17 protein-coding genes are annotated in these 17654 nt (G+C 55.3%); all 17 read left to right on the top strand.

Annotation, left to right across the window (positions count from 1 at the left end; genetic code table 11):
• Positions 1 to 2: 2 nt before the first annotated feature.
• The 17 genes from yidC (at position 3) to ACVBEG_RS24445 (ending at position 17653) form a co-directional block, all read left to right on the top strand.
• Positions 3 to 1685, top strand: a complete 1683-nt coding sequence (yidC, locus tag ACVBEG_RS24365) for a membrane protein insertase YidC (protein ID WP_322177113.1) — start codon at positions 3 to 5, stop codon at positions 1683 to 1685.
• A 79-nt stretch (positions 1686 to 1764) separates the two neighbouring features.
• Positions 1765 to 3135 (top strand): tRNA uridine-5-carboxymethylaminomethyl(34) synthesis GTPase MnmE, encoded by a 1371-nt coding sequence (gene mnmE, locus ACVBEG_RS24370; RefSeq protein ID WP_322177112.1) that lies wholly within the window; start codon positions 1765 to 1767, stop codon positions 3133 to 3135.
• Positions 3136 to 3715: 580 nt separating this feature from the next.
• Entirely contained in the window at positions 3716 to 5608 is a 1893-nt protein-coding gene (gene mnmG, locus ACVBEG_RS24375) for a tRNA uridine-5-carboxymethylaminomethyl(34) synthesis enzyme MnmG (protein WP_447108370.1), read from the top strand.
• Positions 5609 to 5613: 5 nt separating this feature from the next.
• Positions 5614 to 6249, top strand: coding sequence for a 16S rRNA (guanine(527)-N(7))-methyltransferase RsmG (rsmG, locus tag ACVBEG_RS24380; RefSeq protein ID WP_322278481.1), 636 nt, complete (start codon positions 5614 to 5616; stop codon positions 6247 to 6249).
• An 18-nt stretch (positions 6250 to 6267) separates the two neighbouring features.
• A complete protein-coding gene (locus ACVBEG_RS24385) occupies positions 6268 to 7059 on the top strand; it encodes a ParA family protein (RefSeq protein ID WP_219063386.1) in 792 nt (263 codons plus the stop codon).
• Between the two features lie 9 nt (positions 7060 to 7068).
• A complete protein-coding gene (locus ACVBEG_RS24390; RefSeq protein ID WP_322177110.1) occupies positions 7069 to 7950 on the top strand; it encodes a ParB/RepB/Spo0J family partition protein in 882 nt (293 codons plus the stop codon).
• 146 nt (positions 7951 to 8096) lie between these two features.
• Positions 8097 to 8504: a F0F1 ATP synthase subunit I gene (locus tag ACVBEG_RS24395; protein ID WP_219063388.1), complete on the top strand. Its 408-nt coding sequence runs from the start codon at positions 8097 to 8099 to the stop codon at positions 8502 to 8504.
• Between the two features lie 16 nt (positions 8505 to 8520).
• A complete protein-coding gene (gene atpB, locus ACVBEG_RS24400; protein WP_322218696.1) occupies positions 8521 to 9390 on the top strand; it encodes a F0F1 ATP synthase subunit A in 870 nt (289 codons plus the stop codon).
• A 133-nt stretch (positions 9391 to 9523) separates the two neighbouring features.
• The gene (gene atpE, locus ACVBEG_RS24405; protein ID WP_019694395.1) at positions 9524 to 9781 is read left to right on the top strand and encodes a F0F1 ATP synthase subunit C; all 258 of its coding nucleotides are present in this window, start codon (positions 9524 to 9526) and stop codon (positions 9779 to 9781) included.
• Positions 9782 to 9839: 58 nt separating this feature from the next.
• Complete coding sequence (locus ACVBEG_RS24410; RefSeq protein WP_322177108.1) at positions 9840 to 10310, top strand: F0F1 ATP synthase subunit B; 471 nt, start codon at positions 9840 to 9842, stop codon at positions 10308 to 10310.
• Positions 10311 to 10322: 12 nt separating this feature from the next.
• Positions 10323 to 10859 (top strand): F0F1 ATP synthase subunit delta, encoded by a 537-nt coding sequence (locus ACVBEG_RS24415; RefSeq protein ID WP_322177107.1) that lies wholly within the window; start codon positions 10323 to 10325, stop codon positions 10857 to 10859.
• A 21-nt stretch (positions 10860 to 10880) separates the two neighbouring features.
• Positions 10881 to 12425, top strand: coding sequence for a F0F1 ATP synthase subunit alpha (atpA, locus tag ACVBEG_RS24420; RefSeq protein WP_322177106.1), 1545 nt, complete (start codon positions 10881 to 10883; stop codon positions 12423 to 12425).
• Between the two features lie 50 nt (positions 12426 to 12475).
• Complete coding sequence (gene atpG, locus ACVBEG_RS24425) at positions 12476 to 13336, top strand: F0F1 ATP synthase subunit gamma (RefSeq protein ID WP_322177105.1); 861 nt, start codon at positions 12476 to 12478, stop codon at positions 13334 to 13336.
• A 28-nt stretch (positions 13337 to 13364) separates the two neighbouring features.
• Entirely contained in the window at positions 13365 to 14744 is a 1380-nt protein-coding gene (gene atpD, locus ACVBEG_RS24430; protein WP_322177104.1) for a F0F1 ATP synthase subunit beta, read from the top strand.
• Between the two features lie 44 nt (positions 14745 to 14788).
• Positions 14789 to 15214, top strand: a complete 426-nt coding sequence (locus ACVBEG_RS24435) for a F0F1 ATP synthase subunit epsilon (RefSeq protein ID WP_219063395.1) — start codon at positions 14789 to 14791, stop codon at positions 15212 to 15214.
• A gap of 113 nt (positions 15215 to 15327) precedes the next feature.
• Positions 15328 to 16689, top strand: coding sequence for a bifunctional UDP-N-acetylglucosamine diphosphorylase/glucosamine-1-phosphate N-acetyltransferase GlmU (gene glmU, locus ACVBEG_RS24440; RefSeq protein ID WP_322218691.1), 1362 nt, complete (start codon positions 15328 to 15330; stop codon positions 16687 to 16689).
• Between the two features lie 196 nt (positions 16690 to 16885).
• The gene (locus ACVBEG_RS24445) at positions 16886 to 17653 is read left to right on the top strand and encodes a DeoR/GlpR family DNA-binding transcription regulator (protein WP_322177102.1); all 768 of its coding nucleotides are present in this window, start codon (positions 16886 to 16888) and stop codon (positions 17651 to 17653) included.
• The last annotated feature ends 1 nt before the right edge of the window (position 17654 follow it).

Genomic DNA, 17654 nt, shown 5'->3' on the forward strand with positions numbered 1-17654 from the left:
TCATGGATATAAAACGCACGATCCTGATCGTCGCCCTGGCAATCGTGACTTATGCCGGGGTCCTGAAATGGAACCAGGACTATGGTCAGGCTGCCCTGCCGACTCAGAGTGTTGCTGCCAGTACCACCGCTTCGGGTATACCGGATACGGCGACTGGTTCGAATGCTTCTGCAAGTGCCGATGTTCCGAGCGCCAACACTGACGCCGCTGCTCCGACTGAAACACAAGTCGCCATCAGTAAAGATCTCATCCAGGTAAAAACGGATGTGCTCAATCTGGAGATCGACCCGGTAGGTGGTGATGTCGCACAGTTGCGGTTGCCCCTTTATCCACGACGCCAAGACCATCCGGAGATTGCGTTCCAGCTGTTCGATAACGGCGGCGAGCGGACTTATCTGGCACAAAGCGGGCTGACAGGTACCAACGGTCCGGATGCTCGTGCATCAGGTCGGCCTGTTTACACCAGCGTACAAAAGACTTATCAACTGGCCGATGGTCAGAATGAACTGGTCGTTGACCTGAAGTTCACAGATGCCGGCGTCAATTACATCAAGCGCTTTACCTTCAAGCGCGGCCTGTACGATCTGGGTGTCACCTACCTGATCGACAACCAGAGCGGTCAGCCATGGGCTGGTAATCTGTTTGCACAACTCAAGCGTGACTCGAGTGGCGATCCGTCTTCGACCACCGCGACCGGTACGGCGACTTATTTGGGCGCCGCATTGGGTACACCTGCTGAACCCTACAAAAAAGTGTCGATGAAAGACATCGACAAAGCCGCGCTAAAAGAAACCGTTCAAGGTGGCTGGGTAGCCTGGTTGCAGCACTACTTCGTGACTGCCTGGATTCCGAACAAGAACGACAGCAATGTCATGCAGACGCGTAAAGACAGCCAAGGCAACTACATCATCGGCTTCACTGGCCCTGTTTTGACCGTTGCTAGCGGTGCAACCGCTCAAACCAGTGCCACTCTGTACGCGGGTCCAAAAAGCCAAGCGGTGCTCAAAGAGTTATCCCCAGGTCTGGAACTGACTGTCGATTACGGCATTCTCTGGTTCATTGCCCAACCGATCTTCTGGCTGCTGCAACATATCCACAGCCTGGTCAGTAACTGGGGTTTCTCAATTATCCTGCTGACCATGCTGATCAAAGGGATTTTCTTCCCTCTGTCGGCAGCCAGCTACAAATCCATGGCCCGCATGCGTGCCGTCGCACCGAAACTCGCGGCGTTGAAAGAACAGCATGGCGATGACCGGCAGAAAATGTCGCAAGCTATGATGGAGCTGTACAAGAAAGAGAAGATCAACCCGTTGGGTGGTTGCTTGCCGATTCTTGTGCAAATGCCGGTCTTCCTCTCGCTGTACTGGGTTCTCCTGGAAAGCGTGGAAATGCGTCAGGCTCCATTCATGCTTTGGATCACTGACCTTTCGATCAAGGATCCGTTCTTCATCCTGCCTATCGTCATGGGCGCGACGATGTTTATCCAGCAGCGTCTGAACCCGACTCCGCCGGACCCGATGCAAGCAAAAGTAATGAAGCTGATGCCAATCATCTTCACCTTCTTCTTCCTCTGGTTCCCTGCAGGTCTGGTGCTGTACTGGGTAGTCAACAACTGCCTGTCGATCTCGCAGCAGTGGTACATCACACGTAAGATCGAAGCCGCTACCAAGAAAGCGGAAGCTTGATCTAACCTGTTAGTAAGTCATGCAAAGCGCCCCCTCGTGGGGCGTTTTGCTATCCGCTATTTGCCTAGAGAGCCTGGCCATGAACGTCCCTCGTGAAACCATAGCTGCGATTGCAACCGCCCAAGGCCGAGGTGGTGTGGGCATCGTGCGCATATCGGGCCCATTGGCAAGCAGTGCAGCGCAAGCAATCATCGGTCGTGAGCCAACACCGCGTTATGCCCATTACGGCCCGTTCAGCGATGAGACGGGGCAGGTGATCGATGAAGGCATTGCTCTGTATTTTCCTGGTCCGAACTCATTCACTGGCGAAGACGTGCTCGAACTTCAGGGACACGGCGGTCCCATCGTGCTGGATATGTTGCTGCAGCGCTGCCTGCAATTGGGCAGCCGGCTAGCTCGACCTGGGGAATTCAGCGAACGCGCGTTTCTCAATGACAAGCTCGATCTGGCGCAGGCTGAAGCGATAGCAGACTTGATCGAAGCCAGTTCCGCTCAAGCGGCACGTAATGCGCTGCGTTCTTTGCAAGGCGCCTTTTCCCGGCGTGTGGATAACTTGACGGAAAAACTGATCAATCTGCGGATCTATGTCGAGGCTGCTATCGACTTCCCCGAAGAGGAAATCGACTTTCTTGCCGATGGCCATGTGTTGAGCATGCTCGATTCGGTGCGCGAAGAGTTATCCACAGTCTTGCGTGAGGCCGGGCAAGGTGCGCTGCTGCGTGACGGCATGACGGTCGTTATTGCGGGCAGACCCAACGCTGGCAAATCGAGCTTGTTGAACGCGTTGGCCGGCAGAGAAGCAGCCATTGTTACCGAGATAGCGGGAACTACCCGGGATATCTTGCGCGAACATATCCACATCGATGGCATGCCGTTGCATGTGGTCGATACAGCCGGGTTGCGTGATACCGACGACAAGGTCGAGAAAATTGGCGTGGAACGGGCGTTAAAGGCGATTGGTGAGGCTGATAGGGTCTTGCTGGTCGTGGATGCGACTGCACCTGAAGCGAATGACCCGTTTGCCTTATGGCCTGAGTTTCTTGAACAGCGGCCAGATCCGGCGAAGGTCACGCTGATTCGTAACAAAGCTGACTTGAGCGGTGATCCCGTCATCCTGGAGCGCAACATCGATGGCCACGTGACGATCAGCCTGAGCGCAATGGCCGCTGGTGAAGGTCTGGAACTGCTGCGCAACCATTTAAAAGAGTGCATGGGCTACGAGCAAACCTCTGAAAGCAGCTTCAGCGCTCGCAGGCGACATCTGGAAGCATTACGTCATGCCAGCACGTCGCTTGAGCACGGCCGTGCTCAATTGACCCTTGCCGGTGCCGGTGAGCTCCTCGCTGAAGATTTGCGTCAGGCACAACAGGCCCTGGGCGAGATTACTGGCGCTTTCAGCTCAGACGACCTGCTGGGGCGAATTTTTTCCAGTTTCTGTATCGGTAAATAACACTCCCTGCTTCACAGGAATGCGCTTGCCCGCGATAGCTGTGTACTGACACCACGCATCAAAGGATCGCTGGCAAGCCCGTTCCAACAACCAACCCCGCCGCTCATTTATCCAACTGAACAGAAATACTCTGGCCTCGGTTGCCTACCTGTACCTTTTTTTTAACAAGCAGCCTGCTTTTTTGTGGATTAAGCCCTGTGAATAACTGCCCCTCAGCTCGGTTGATAAGTAGGCCTAAAAACAGAGGATAAAGCGCCCTGTGGACAAGTACCTGTTTAATCCACAGGCTTAAACCACTTATCCAAGGGCCTCACAGGCACATGACCACAGACTTTTGAATCGCTGTACATATTGAATATAAAGGCCTGTAAGATTTTATCCACAGAAATGTAGCTCAGTAGAAATAAACATAAAAACAAAGATTTATAAATTTCTTTCTTTTTAATTTCTATATCTGCCAGTCATCCACAGCTGGTTAAATTTTGTGCACGAAGGTTCCTTCGTGGGGGGGAAGTCCCTATACTTGCCGACTGCCCTGATTTCCCATTCCTATTTCTCAAGAGCAGGCACGAGGTGCGTGGTGCAATTCCCTTCCCGTTTTGAAGTGATCGTCATCGGCGGCGGTCATGCCGGTACCGAGGCCGCACTGGCGTCGGCACGCATGGGTGCCAAAACCCTGCTGCTCACGCACAACGTGGAAACCCTCGGCCAGATGAGCTGCAACCCCGCAATTGGCGGCATCGGCAAAAGCCACTTGGTCAAGGAAATCGATGCCCTTGGCGGCGCCATGGCGATTGCCACCGACAAAGGCGGCATCCAGTTCCGTGTGTTGAACAGCCGTAAAGGTCCAGCCGTTCGCGCTACTCGCGCTCAAGCCGACCGCGTGCTGTACAAGGCGGCTGTTCGCGAAATCCTCGAGAATCAGCCCAACCTGTGGATATTTCAGCAAGCCTGCGATGACCTGATCGTTGAACAAGATCAAGTTCACGGTGTAGTGACACAGATGGGTCTGCGTTTCCTGGCCGACTCGGTTGTTTTGACGACAGGGACCTTTCTCGGTGGACTTATCCACATCGGGATGCAGAACTATTCCGGTGGGCGTGCGGGCGATCCGCCATCAATTGCCTTGGCTCAACGGTTACGTGAGTTACCGTTACGGGTAGGTCGCTTGAAAACCGGTACGCCGCCACGCATCGATGGCCGTTCGGTGGATTTCTCGGTGATGACCGAGCAACCAGGCGATACGCCTATTCCCGTCATGTCGTTCATGGGGTCCAAAGAGCAGCATCCTGCGCAAGTCAGCTGCTGGATCACCCATACCAACGCCCGGACGCATGAAATCATCGCGGCCAACCTTGATCGCTCGCCCATGTATTCCGGGGTGATCGAGGGTATTGGTCCACGTTATTGCCCATCGATTGAAGATAAGATTCACCGCTTTGCCGACAAGGAAAGTCATCAGGTCTTCATCGAACCCGAAGGACTGACCACCCACGAGCTCTATCCGAACGGCATCTCCACTTCACTGCCTTTCGATGTTCAGTTGCAGATCGTGCGGTCTATTCGCGGGATGGAAAACGTCCATATCGTTCGTCCTGGCTACGCCATCGAATACGATTATTTCGATCCTCGTGATTTGAAATACAGTCTGGAAACGAAAGTAATTGGCGGCCTGTTTTTCGCAGGGCAGATCAACGGTACGACAGGCTACGAAGAAGCCGCTGCCCAAGGTTTGCTTGCGGGTGCCAATGCCGCACTCCGCGCCCAAGGCAAAGACAGCTGGTGCCCGCGGCGCGACGAGGCGTACATCGGTGTACTGGTCGACGACCTGATTACCTTGGGAACGCAAGAACCCTACCGGATGTTCACTTCTCGAGCCGAATACCGGTTGATCCTGCGTGAAGACAACGCTGACTTGCGCCTGACCGAGAAAGGCCGTGAGCTGGGACTGGTCGACGATGCGCGTTGGGCGGCTTTCTGCACCAAACGTGAAAGCATCGAGCTGGAAGAACAGCGCCTGAAAAGCACGTGGGTACGCCCTGGCACCGAGCAGGGAGATGCTATCTCCGCGCATTTCGGCACGCCGCTGACCCACGAATACAATTTGCTCAACCTGCTGACACGTCCGGAAATCGATTACGCCAGTCTGGTAGCGATTACCGGTGATGGGTGTAGCGATCCACAGGTCGCCGAGCAGGTTGAAATCAAGACCAAATACGCCGGTTATATCGACCGTCAGCAGGACGAAATCGCCCGGCTGCGCGCCAGCGAAGACACCAAATTGCCAGAAGACATCGACTACGTTGGTATTTCCGGCCTGTCGAAGGAAATCCAGAGCAAGCTGGGGATAACTCGTCCGGAGACCCTCGGGCAGGCCTCGCGGATTCCTGGCGTCACCCCGGCGGCGATCTCGCTGTTGATGATCCATTTGAAAAAACGCGGCGCGGGCCGTCAGTTGGAGCAAAGCGCTTGAGTTCTATGGTCACCCCGCAACATGCCGAAGAGTTATCCCGAGGTGCCCAGCAACTCGGTGTCGACTTGAGCGACAGCCAACACAGCCAGTTACTGGCTTATCTGGCGCTGTTGATCAAGTGGAACAAGGCTTACAACCTCACGGCTGTACGCGACCCGGATGAAATGGTCTCGCGGCATTTGCTCGACAGCCTCAGCGTAGTGCCCTTCATCGCCGGCGATCGCTGGCTTGATGTAGGCAGCGGTGGCGGAATGCCCGGTATTCCGTTGGCGATCCTATTTCCTGAAATGAAAGTCACAGTGCTCGACAGCAACGGCAAAAAAACCCGTTTTTTGACTCAAGTGAAACTCGAGCTGAAGCTGGATAACCTGGAAGTTATCCACAGCCGTGTGGAAGCGTTCAAACCTGAGCTACCCTTCACCGGAATCGTTTCCCGAGCGTTCAGCAGTCTGGAAGACTTTACTGAGTGGACCCGGCACCTGGGCGACACGGATACGCGATGGTTGGCGATGAAAGGGCTGCATCCCGCCGATGAGCTGGTAGCATTGCCGACAGATTTTCACCTCGATAGCGCACAAGCCTTGACCGTTCCAGGTTGCCAGGGCCAACGTCATCTGCTGATACTGCGCCGCACGGCATGATTGGGAACACAAGCAAGAATGGCTAAGGTATTCGCGATAGCGAACCAAAAAGGTGGTGTGGGTAAAACCACCACCTGTATCAACCTCGCAGCGTCACTGGTCGCGACCAAGCGCCGTGTGTTGTTGATCGATCTCGACCCGCAGGGCAACGCCACGATGGGCAGCGGTGTGGATAAACACGCGCTTGAGTATTCGGTTTATGACCTACTGATCGGCGAATGCGATCTGGCCCAGGCCATGCAGTTCTCCGAACACGGCGGGTATCAGTTGCTGCCAGCCAACCGTGATCTGACGGCGGCCGAAGTGGTTCTGCTGGACATGCAGTTGAAGGAAAGTCGTCTGCGCAACGCTCTGGCGCCTATTCGCGAGAATTACGATTACATCCTCATCGACTGTCCTCCGTCGTTGTCGATGCTTACCTTGAACGCTCTGGTTGCCGCTGACGGGGTCATTATCCCCATGCAGTGTGAGTACTTTGCGCTCGAAGGGCTGAGCGACCTTGTGGATAACATCAAGCGCATCGCCGAGCTGCTCAACCCGCAGCTAAAGATCGAAGGCTTGCTGCGCACCATGTACGACCCGCGACTGAGTTTGATCAACGATGTTTCCGATCAGCTCAAAGAGCATTTCGGGGAACAGCTCTACGACACGGTCATCCCACGTAATATCCGTCTGGCTGAAGCACCGAGTTTTGGCATGCCGGCGCTGACGTATGACAAAACATCGCGTGGCGCCTTGGCCTACCTTGCCTTGGCTGGTGAGATGGTTCGCCGTCAACGTCGCAACTCGCGCACCGCTCAGGCAAATTAAGGAATCCGCATGGCCGTTAAGAAACGAGGTCTCGGACGTGGGCTGGACGCGCTCCTAAGCAGTCCGACCGTCAGTGCGCTGGAAGAACAGGCTGTTCAGGCCGATCAACGTGAACTGCAGCATTTGCCACTGGACCTGATCCAGCGCGGTAAATACCAGCCACGCCGCGACATGGACCCCCAGGCGCTTGAAGAGCTTGCTCTGTCGATCAAAGCCCAAGGCGTCATGCAGCCAATCGTGGTGCGTCCGATTGCCGACAAGCGCTTTGAAATCATTGCAGGTGAACGTCGCTGGCGTGCCGCCCAGCAGGCAGGGCTGGAAACTATTCCAGCCATGGTCCGCGATGTGCCCGATGAAACGGCTATCGCCATGGCATTGATCGAGAACATTCAGCGCGAAGACCTCAATCCTGTCGAGGAGGCGGTCGCTTTACAGCGTCTCCAGCAGGAATTCCAACTAACTCAGCAGCAAGTCGCGGATGCGGTGGGTAAGTCGCGCGTTACTGTGGCCAACCTGCTGCGTTTGATTTCTTTGCCTGAAGTCATCAAAACCATGCTGTCCCACGGCGACCTGGAAATGGGCCATGCGCGTGCATTGCTCGGTTTGCCCGAAGAACAGCAGGTTGAAGGGGCGCGACATGTTGTCGCACGCGGCCTTACTGTGCGCCAGACTGAAGCATTGGTTCGCCAGTGGTTGAGTGGCAAACCAGCCTCTGCCGGGTCCTCTGAACCGGTCAAATCCGACCCCGATATTAGTCGCCTGGAACAGCGCCTGGCCGAGCGCCTAGGCTCTGCGGTGCAGATTCGCCACGGTCAGAAGGGAAAAGGACAGTTAGTGATTCGCTATAATTCACTGGATGAGTTGCAGGGTGTCCTTGCTCACATTCGCTGAAACAATTGCTTTGTAGCGTGTAGTCGGAAATCACTACCTAACAGTTGAATAGGGGGTAAAGCGCCCCTATACTCTGCGCGCATTTTGTCGGCACAAATGATGCCAAGTTATTGATTTTGGCGGCCGGCATTCGAGGAGCAGTTGTGATGGAAAGCCGCACGCAAAACCGCCTGCCGTTCCATCGCTTGGCGGTTTTTCCGGTACTGCTGGCTCAATGTGTAGTCCTGCTGCTGGCAGCTTTGGCGCTGTGGCAGTGGCACGGAGTCGTAGCTGGGTACTCAGGCCTTTGCGGAGGTTTGATAGCTTGGCTGCCCAATTTGTATTTTGCTCATAAGGCGTTCCGGTTTTCCGGTGCTAGAGCAGCGCAAGCCATAGTCCGGTCTTTTTATGCCGGCGAGGCTGGCAAACTGATTTTGACGGCAGCGTTTTTTGCGCTGACCTTTGTAGGTGTGAAGCCACTGGCGCCGCTGGCTGTATTCGGCGTGTTCATGTTGACCCAGTCGGTCAGCTGGTTTGCTCCCCTGCTTATGAGAACAAGACTTTCGAGACCTTAGGGCGTTTGAGGCAACCATGGCAGCAGAAACCGCTTCGGGCTATATCCAGCACCACTTGCAGAACCTGACCTTTGGTCAATTGCCAACCGGCGGTTGGGGCTTTGCCCACTCCGCAGCTCAAGCCAAAGAAATGGGCTTCTGGGCTTTCCACGTCGATACCCTCGGCTGGTCGGTAGCATTGGGTTTGATCTTCGTATTGATTTTCCGCATGGCGGCTAAAAAGGCGACCTCTGGTCAGCCGGGCGCCCTGCAGAACTTCGTCGAGGTCCTGGTGGAATTCGTTGATGGCAGCGTAAAAGACAGTTTCCACGGTCGTAGCCCTGTCATTGCGCCATTGGCACTGACCATTTTCGTCTGGGTGTTCATGATGAACGCCGTCGACCTTGTACCGGTCGACTGGATTCCGAAACTGGCTGTCCTGATCACTGGCGACTCGCACATTCCGTTCCGTGCGGTATCGACGACAGATCCTAACGCGACCCTGGGCATGGCCTTGTCGGTGTTCGCGCTGATCATTTTTTACAGCATCAAGATCAAGGGCATCGGCGGTTTCGTCGGCGAAATGACCCTGCACCCATTCGGCAGCAAGAACATTTTTGTTCAGGCGTTGTTGATTCCGGTGAACTTCCTGCTTGAATTCGTGACGCTGATTGCCAAACCAATTTCGTTGGCACTGCGACTGTTCGGCAACATGTACGCTGGCGAGCTGGTCTTCATCCTGATCGCGGTTATGTTCGGCAGCGGTCTGCTCTGGCTCAGTGGCCTGGGTGTTGTGCTGCAATGGGCGTGGGCAGTTTTCCACATCCTGATCATCACCCTGCAAGCGTTCATCTTCATGATGCTGACCATCGTCTACCTTTCGATGGCTCACGAAGAGAACCATTAAGACTCGCCTGGCGTGTCTGATGACCCTCTTGCGTTGGTGAGAGGGTGCCCGGAAGGGCTGCTGTAAAAACGATTTTGCTTTACCGCTTTAATCTAAAAACCTAACCAATACGACGTAAAAGTCGGGAGGAAAGATGGAAACTGTAGTTGGTCTAACCGCTATCGCTGTTGCACTGTTGATCGGCCTGGGCGCACTGGGTACCGCAATTGGTTTCGGCCTGTTGGGCGGTAAATTCCTGGAAGGCGCAGCTCGCCAACCAGAGATGGTCCCAATGCTTCAAGTTAAAATGTTCATCGTCGCTGGTCTGCTCGACGCCGTGACCATGATCGGTGTTGGTATCGCTCTGTTCTTCACCTTTGCGAACCCCTTCGTTGGTCAACTGGCTCACTAATTACTCGGTTTTTCGAGTTGAGCAAGTGTGATGGACAACGAACGAGCGAGGTGTTGGCGTGAACATTAATGCAACCCTGATTGGCCAGTCCGTTGCGTTCTTCATTTTTGTACTGTTCTGCATGAAGTTCGTATGGCCTCCGGTCATCGCGGCTTTGCACGAACGTCAGAAGAAGATCGCGGATGGATTGGACGCTGCTAGCCGAGCAACTCGTGACCTGGAGTTGGCCCAAGATAAAGTGGGTCAGCAACTGCGCGATGCTAAAGCTCAGGCAGCTGAAATCATTGAGCAAGCAAAGAAACGCGGTAATCAGATTATCGATGAAGCCCGTGAACAGGCTGTTGTCGAAGCTGACCGTGTGAAGGCTCAGGCTCGGACCGAGATCGAGCAGGAACTGAACGGCGTCAAAGACGCGCTACGCGCCCAATTGGGCAGCCTGGCAGTCAACGGTGCCGAGAAGATCCTGGGTGCCACAATCGATCAAAACGCGCACGCGGAGCTGGTTAATAAACTGGCTGCTGAAATTTAAGCGAGGGCGATCATGGCAGAACTGACCACGTTGGCCCGACCTTACGCTAAGGCAGCCTTTGAGCACGCCCAGGCCCACCAGCAACTGGCCAATTGGTCAGCCATGCTCGGCTTGGCTGCAGCTGTGTCGCAAAACGACACAATGCAGCGCGTACTCAAGGCCCCGCGACTGACGAGCGCAGATAAGGCCACCACTTTTATCGAAGTGTGTGGCGACAAGTTTGATGTAAAAGTACAGAACTTCATTCATATCGTTGCCGAAAACGACCGTCTCCCGCTATTGCCGGAGATCGCCGCACTGTTCGACCTGTACAAGGCTGAGCAGGAAAAATCGGTTGATGTGGACGTCACCAGTGCTTTTGCATTGAACGAAGAACAGCAAGACAAACTCGCCAAGGTTCTCAGTGCACGGCTCGGCCGGGAAGTGCGCCTGCACGCTGCGGAGGATGCCACCCTTATAGGTGGTGTCATCATCCGCGCCGGCGACCTGGTTATCGATGGCTCAGTTCGTGGCAAACTCGCGCAACTGGCCGAAGCATTGAAATCTTGAGTTTGAAGGGGCAGCAGAGCAATGCAGCAACTCAATCCTTCCGAAATAAGTGAAATTATCAAGGGTCGCATCGACAAGCTCGATGTAACCTCCCAAGCCCGTAACGAAGGCACTGTCGTCAGCGTATCTGACGGCATCGTGCGGATTCACGGTCTGGCCGACGTCATGTACGGCGAGATGATCGAGTTTCCGGGCGGCGTCTTCGGTATGGCGCTTAACCTTGAGCAAGACTCTGTAGGTGCTGTGGTATTGGGCGCTTACACGACTCTGGCTGAAGGCATGAGCGCCAAGTGCACAGGCCGCATCCTCGAAGTTCCGGTTGGTCCGGAACTGCTGGGTCGCGTAGTCGACGCACTGGGTAACCCAGTTGACGGCAAAGGCCCTCTGAACAACGTCCTCACCGACGCTGTCGAGAAGGTTGCTCCGGGTGTGATCTGGCGTAAGTCGGTAGATCAGCCTGTGCAGACTGGCTACAAGGCTGTAGATGCCATGATCCCTGTCGGCCGTGGCCAGCGCGAGCTGATCATCGGCGACCGTCAGATCGGTAAAACCGCTCTGGCGATCGATGCGATCATCAATCAGAAAAACAGCGGCATCTTCTGCGTCTACGTGGCAATTGGTCAGAAACAATCGACCATCGCCAACGTGGTTCGCAAACTCGAAGAGAACGGCGCGTTGGCTAACACCATCGTCGTTGCTGCCAGTGCTTCCGAATCTGCTGCGTTGCAGTTCCTTGCTCCGTACTCCGGCTGCACCATGGGCGAATACTTCCGTGACCGCGGTGAAGACGCGCTGATCGTTTATGACGATCTGTCCAAGCAAGCAGTGGCTTACCGCCAGATTTCCCTGCTGCTTCGTCGTCCACCAGGCCGTGAAGCTTACCCAGGTGACGTGTTCTATCTCCACTCCCGTCTGTTGGAACGCGCATCGCGTGTTTCCGTAGAATACGTAGAGAAGTTCACTAACGGTGCAGTAACCGGCAAAACCGGTTCCTTGACCGCACTGCCGATCATCGAAACCCAGGCTGGCGACGTTTCCGCGTTCGTTCCGACCAACGTGATTTCGATCACCGACGGTCAGATCTTCCTGGAATCGGCCATGTTCAACTCCGGGATTCGTCCTGCTGTGAACGCCGGTGTTTCGGTATCCCGTGTGGGTGGTGCCGCTCAGACCAAGATCATCAAGAAGCTTTCCGGTGGTATCCGTACCGCTCTGGCTCAGTACCGTGAATTGGCGGCATTCGCCCAGTTCGCTTCTGACCTGGACGAAGCCACTCGCAAGCAGCTTGAGCATGGTCAGCGCGTTACCGAGCTGATGAAGCAAAAGCAATACGCGCCGATGTCTATCGCTGATATGTCGTTGTCCCTGTATGCCGCTGAACGTGGCTTCCTGGTGGACATCGAGATTCCAAAAATCGGCAGCTTCGAGCAGGCTCTGATTGCTTACTTCAACCGCGATCTCGCCGATTTGATGGCGAAGATCAACGTGAAGGGTGACTTCAATGACGAAATCGACGCTGGCCTCAAAGCCGGTATCGAGAAGTTCAAGGCCACCCAAACCTGGTAAGCCGCAGCGGGGGCCGAGAGGCTCCCGCTTGCTAACCTGATAGGTGTTACATGGCAGGCGCAAAAGAGATTCGCAGTAAGATTGCGAGCATCAAAAGCACGCAAAAGATCACCAGCGCCATGGAAAAAGTGGCGGTCAGCAAAATGCGCAAGGCTCAAATGCGTATGTCCGCTAGCCGTCCTTACGCGGAGCGCATCCGCCAGGTAATCGGACATCTGGCCAACGCCAACCCGGAATACCGCCACCCGTTCATGATCGATCGCGAAGTAAAGCGTGTTGGTTATGTCGTTGTGAGCAGTGACCGTGGTCTGTGTGGCGGCTTGAATACCAACCTGTTCAAGGCTTTGGTCAAGGACATGGCGGTAAACCGTGAAAACGGCGTAGAGATCGATCTGTGCGTGGTCGGCAGCAAAGGTGCGGCATTCTTCCGCAACTTCGGCGGTAACGTCGTCGCTGCGATCAGCCACTTGGGCGAAGAGCCGTCGATCAATGACTTGATCGGCAGCGTCAAGGTGATGCTGGATGCCTATCTGGATGGCCGTATTGATCGCCTGTCCGTGGTATCCAACAAGTTCATCAACACCATGACGCAACAGCCAGCGGTGGAGCAGTTGATTCCGCTGGTGGCAACCCCGGATCAAGGACTCAAGCACCACTGGGACTATCTCTACGAACCCGACGCCAAAGAGCTGCTTGACGGCCTGATGGTGCGCTACGTGGAGTCGCAGGTGTACCAGGCGGTGGTCGAGAACAGCGCAGCTGAACAAGCCGCGCGGATGATCGCAATGAAGAACGCCACTGATAACGCCGGTGATTTGATCAGCGATTTGCAACTGGTCTACAACAAGGCGCGTCAGGCTGCGATCACCCAAGAGATCTCGGAAATCGTCGGCGGCGCTGCCGCGGTTTAACGGTTCAAATATTCAGAGGATCCAGCTAATGAGTAGCGGACGTATCGTTCAAATCATCGGCGCCGTGATCGACGTGGAATTCCCACGCGAAAACGTACCGAGCATCTACAACGCGCTGTTGGTACAAAGCGCGGCCGGGACCACCCTTGAAGTTCAGCAGCAGCTGGGCGACGGCGTGGTCCGCACCATTGCGATGGGTTCCACCGAAGGCTTGAAGCGCGGTCTGGAAGTCAAAGACACTGGCGCAGCCATCTCCGTACCTGTCGGTAAAGCGACCTTGGGCCGGATCATGGACGTTCTGGGCAACCCGATCGACGAAGCTGGCCCGATCGACACCGAAGAGCGCTGGGGCATTCACCGTCCTGCGCCAACCTTCGCGGAACAGGCAGGCGGCAACGACCTGCTGGAAACCGGCATCAAGGTTATCGACCTGATCTGCCCGTTCGCCAAAGGCGGTAAAGTCGGTTTGTTCGGTGGTGCCGGTGTAGGCAAAACCGTAAACATGATGGAACTGATCCGTAACATCGCCATGGAACACAGCGGTTATTCCGTGTTCGCTGGTGTGGGCGAGCGTACCCGTGAGGGTAACGACTTTTACCACGAGATGAAGGACTCCAGCGTTCTCGACAAAGTGGCGCTGGTATACGGTCAGATGAACGAGCCGCCGGGTAACCGTCTGCGCGTAGCACTGACCGGCCTGACCATGGCCGAGAAGTTCCGTGACGAAGGTAACGACGTTCTGTTGTTCGTCGACAATATCTATCGTTACACCCTGGCCGGTACTGAAGTATCCGCACTGCTGGGCCGTATGCCTTCCGCAGTAGGTTACCAGCCGACTCTGGCTGAAGAGATGGGCACGCTGCAAGAGCGCATCACTTCCACCAAAAACGGTTCGATCACCTCGATCCAAGCGGTATACGTACCTGCGGATGACTTGACTGACCCGTCGCCTGCGACCACCTTCGCCCACTTGGACGCCACCGTCGTACTGTCCCGTGACATCGCCTCTCTGGGTATCTACCCAGCGGTCGATCCACTGGACTCGACTTCGCGCCAGCTGGACCCGAACGTTATCGGCCAGGATCACTACGACACCGCTCGTGGCGTTCAGTACGTGTTGCAGCGTTACAAAGAACTGAAGGACATCATTGCGATCCTGGGTATGGACGAGCTGTCGGAAGTCGACAAGCAGTTGGTAAACCGTGCTCGTAAGATCCAGCGCTTCTTGTCGCAGCCGTTCTTCGTGGCTGAAGTCTTCACCGGTGCATCGGGTAAATACGTTTCCCTGAAAGACACCATTGCTGGCTTCAAAGGCATCCTCAACGGTGACTACGACCACCTGCCAGAACAAGCGTTCTACATGGTAGGCGGCATCGAAGAAGCGATCGAGAAAGCCAAAAAACTGTAATCCCGGCGCCCGGCAACGGGCGCTAATCAGGTTGAGGCAAGCAAATGGCTATGACAGTCCATTGCGATATCGTTAGCGCGGAAGGAGAAATTTTCTCCGGTCTGGTCGAGATGGTGATTGCGCACGGCAACCTGGGTGATATTGGTATCGCTCCAGGCCACGCGCCGCTGATCACTGATCTGAAGCCAGGTCCGATCCGCTTGATCAAACAGGGCGGGGAAGCTGAGGTGTACTACATCTCAGGCGGTTTCCTCGAGGTTCAGCCGAACATGGTCAAGGTACTTGCCGACACCGTGCAACGTGCTGCCGACCTGGACGAAGCCTCCGCTCAGCTGGCTGTTAAGGCTGCTGAGAAGGCGCTGCATGAAAGAGGCGCAGATTTCGATTATGGCTCTGCGGCCGCACGTCTGGCCGAGGCTGCAGCTCAGCTGCGCACGATTCAGCAAATTCGCAAAAAGTTTGGCGGTTAATCCCGTCTGCTTTCTGCGCGATTGAGAAAAAGGGTAGCCTCGGCTACCCTTTTTCTTTTTTTGAAAATCACCCCTGGTCACAGCCGCTGACCACCCAGGATTGGTAGCCAGTCATGTCACTCGATATCGTTATTCTCGCCGCAGGCCAGGGCACTCGCATGCGTTCCGCGCTGCCCAAGGTGCTTCATCCGGTGGCCGGGGATTCCATGCTCGGCCATGTTATCCACAGCGCCCGTCAACTTAATCCACAGAGCATCCATGTGGTGATCGGTCACGGCGCCGATATCGTTCGTGAACGTTTGGCCGCAGATGACTTGAACTTTATTTTGCAGGATAAGCAGCTGGGCACCGGCCACGCCGTTGCTCAGGCGCTGCCTGAGTTGACTGCCGAGAACGTTCTGATCCTGTATGGCGACGTACCGTTGATCGAAGTAGAAACCTTGCAACGCCTGCTGAAAAAGGTCAGCGCCGAGCAGTTGGGCTTGCTGACGGTCAATCTTGCCGATCCCACTGGCTATGGTCGCATCGTGCGTGATGAACAACAGCGAGTCAGTGCCATCATCGAGCATAAGGATGCGACCGAGGCGCAGAAAGCCATCACTGAAGGCAATACCGGTATTCTCGCGGTGCCTGGCAAGCGACTGGCAGACTGGCTGGGTCGCCTGTCGAATAACAATGCGCAGGGCGAGTATTACCTGACCGACGTCATTGCCATGGCCGTGAACGATGGCCTGGTGGTTGCCACTGAGCAGCCTCTGGATGCCATGGAAGTCCAGGGTGCTAATGATCGCAAGCAACTGGCCGAGCTGGAGCGTCATTACCAGCAACGGGAGGCTCGGCGGCTCATGTCTCTGGGGGTGACCTTGCGCGATCCCGCACGTTTCGACGTGCGAGGCGACGTCAGCGTGGGTCGCGACGTTCTGATTGATATCAATGTGATCCTCGAAGGGCGTGTCGTCATCGAAGACGATGTGGTCATTGGCCCGAATTGTGTGATCAAAAACAGCACCCTGCGCAAAGGCTCGATCATCAAAGCCAACAGCCATATCGATGGGGCAGTCTTGGGGGAGGGCAGCGATGTCGGTCCGTTTGCTCGTCTTCGCCCAGGCAGCGTGCTGGATGCGCGCGCGCATGTGGGTAACTTTGTCGAGCTGAAGAACGCGCATTTGGGTGAAGCCGCGAAGGTCGGGCATTTGACTTACCTTGGCGATGCCGAAGTCGGGGCGCGAACCAACATCGGCGCTGGCACCATTACCTGCAACTACGACGGCGCGAACAAACACAGGACCGTGTTGGGGGAGGACGTATTCATAGGTTCCAATAACTCCTTGGTTGCACCTGTGGATATCTCATCCGGCGCCACCACGGCGGCGGGCTCCACCATCACTCAAGACGTTGCTGAAAAACAGTTGGCAATCGGCCGTGCACGTCAGCGCAATATTGATGGGTGGAAGCGACCGGTAAAAATCAAATAACCCTGTAGGAGCTGGCTTGTTTGCTAAGGCCGCAACTCGGTGTGCCTGAAGGACCACCTTGCCTGGTTCGCAGATAAGCCAGCGCTTACAGTTATCCACAGGTGAAATGTTATCCACTGTATTTTTCAGCTTGACGGAAATACGCTAATAGGTTTTGATTGCTTTCGTTTTCTTTCGAATCGAAACTTAAGCTGTCATGTCGAAACGTAATACCCCCCAGCGTCGTCACAATATTCTGGCCTTGCTCAACGAGCAGGGCGAAGTCAGTGTCGACGAATTGGCGAAACGCTTCGAGATCTCGGAGGTGACGATTCGAAAGGATCTTGGCGCGCTTGAAAACAATGGTTTGCTGTTGCGTCGTTATGGCGGTGCCGTCACCATGCCGCAGGAGCTGATAGGCGATAGTTGCCAGCCCGTGTCGAAGTACAAGCAAGCCATCGCTCGCGCTGCGGCATCATGCATTAGCGAGCATGCGCGCATCATCGTCGACAGTGGCAGTACCGCCGCCGCGTTGATTCCTGAGTTGGGCCGACAACCTGGCCTGGTGGTGATGACTAACTCGCTGCACGTTGCGATAGCCCTGAGCGAACTTGAACATGAACCGGTGTTACTCATGACGGGTGGCACATGGGATCCTCATTCCGAATCCTTCCAGGGACAGGTCGCTGAGCAGGTGTTGCGCTCATACGATTTTGATCAGTTGTTCATTGGTGCCGATGGTATTGATTTGAGCCGCGGGACTACGACGTTCAACGAGCTGTTGGGTTTGAGCAGAGTCATGGCGGAGGTCGCGCGCGAAGTCGTCGTGATGGTCGAAGCCGATAAAATAGGTCGCAAAATTCCTAACCTGGAGCTGCCCTGGAGCAGCATCCATACCCTTATTACCGATGATCGTTTACCCACCGAGGTACGCGAACAGATTCAAGCCCGGGGCATAACCTTGATTTGCGCCGCCGTTTGCTAGG

The organism is Pseudomonas sp. GG8, assembly GCF_052976945.1.